Consider the following 1,467-nt stretch of genomic DNA (forward strand, 5'->3'; position numbering starts at 1 on the left):
GGGGGGGGGTGCTGCTCTCCGGGGGCGTGGTTGCCGGGGCTGCGGCTGCCGGGGGCGTGATTGCCGAGGCTGCGGCTGCCGGGGGCGTGGTCGCCGGGTCGGGGGCCGGTATCGCGCGTGCGAGGCCGTCGCGTACCGCTTCCTGGATCTCCGCGGCCAGTTCGGCGGCCTGCGGGAGGCCCTGGTCCTGGAGCATCGCCGCGAGCCCGCCCGCGTACCCCTGCCCCACGGCGCGCACCTTCCAGGCGCCCTGCCTGCGGTACAACTCCACCGCCACGACGGCCGATTCGGCGCCGAGGTCGGTCAGGGTGTAGCTGGCGATGCCCGTACCGTCGAGGCCGGTGACGGCGACGAACGGGGCCGCCGCGGCCCCGAAGTCCGCCGGTCCGCCGATGCCGACGGGCAGCGCGAGCAGCACGCTGACCCGGTGCACGTCGGCGGCCAGGGCGTCAAGGTCCACCGCGATCCGGTGCTCGGCGGCGGCCTGCCGCGGGACCTCGATGCCGGTACGGCGCGGCGCGCCCGGGTGGGCGACGGCCTCGACGCCCGTGAGGGCGCCCCGCTCGTCGGCGAGCGTCACCCCTGAGACGACGGGCCCGCCCGCCGCGATCCTGATCTCCAAACGGGTCCGGTCCAGTGGGTGGTTCTGCCCGCGGACAAGCTCGGCCGTCATCGTCGTTCCCCCGTGGTGTTCGTGCGCCCCGCCCGCCGACGGGGCCCGGTGCGTGCTTACAGGTACGGCAGTATCGCCGGGACCACGTCCTTGAACGTACGGCCGTGGGACGGTTCGCCGATAGCGGTCATCTGCCAGCCGTTGGCGGAACGGTGCACCTTGCTCATGATCTGCGCGGTGTAGTCACCGCCGCCGGTGAGGGTGTAGCGGGCCAGTTCCTGGCCGGTGGTCTCGTCGACGAGACGGCAGAAAGCGTCCTGCACCTCGGCGAAGGTCTGCCCGGTGAAGGAGTTCACCGTGAACACGATCTGGTCGATGTGCACCGGTACCCGCGCCAGGTCCACGAGGATCGCCTCGTCGTCCCCGCCCTGCCCGGCGCCCCCGACCACGTTGTCGCCGGTGTGCCGCACCGACCCGTCGTCGCTGACGAGGTGCTGGAAGAAGACGACGTCCATCGGCTGCTTGTCGGCGAACAGCACCGCCGAGGCGTCGAGGTCGATCTCCCGGGTGCGCGACCCGAACAGGCCACGCCGGGGCGCCGACCGCCAGCCCAGTCCCATCCGTACCGCGGTCAGCGTTCCCCCGTCCGACTTCGTCAGGCTGATGCCCTGCCCCTTGGACAAGTTGACCGACACGTGCTGCCCCTCTCGCTCTGTTTCTCCCCGTTGCCGCCTCCCCGACGGCCTCCCCCGACCCTATGCAGGCCCGCCCTCCACCACGCACCCACCCCAGGCTTTGTGGCGTTCCTGCTACACGGACGCGCGTCGGGGGACCACCCGCCCCCACCCCAGCCA

Annotated in this window: 2 protein-coding genes; both read right to left on the reverse strand. The window is 72.9% G+C overall.

What is annotated here, in order from left to right; genetic code table 11:
* Positions 1 to 673 (reverse strand): TerD family protein (locus ADK86_RS15900; RefSeq protein ID WP_234345884.1); only part of this gene is annotated, 673 nt, incomplete at its 3' end.
* 56 nt (positions 674 to 729) lie between these two features.
* Positions 730 to 1,308 (reverse strand): TerD family protein, encoded by a 579-nt coding sequence (locus ADK86_RS15905; protein ID WP_053697170.1) that lies wholly within the window; start codon positions 1,306 to 1,308, stop codon positions 730 to 732.
* Positions 1,309 to 1,467 lie beyond the last annotated feature (159 nt).

Source organism: Streptomyces sp. NRRL F-5755 (genome assembly GCF_001279365.1).
GTDB lineage: Bacteria > Actinomycetota > Actinomycetes > Streptomycetales > Streptomycetaceae > Streptomyces > Streptomyces rimosus.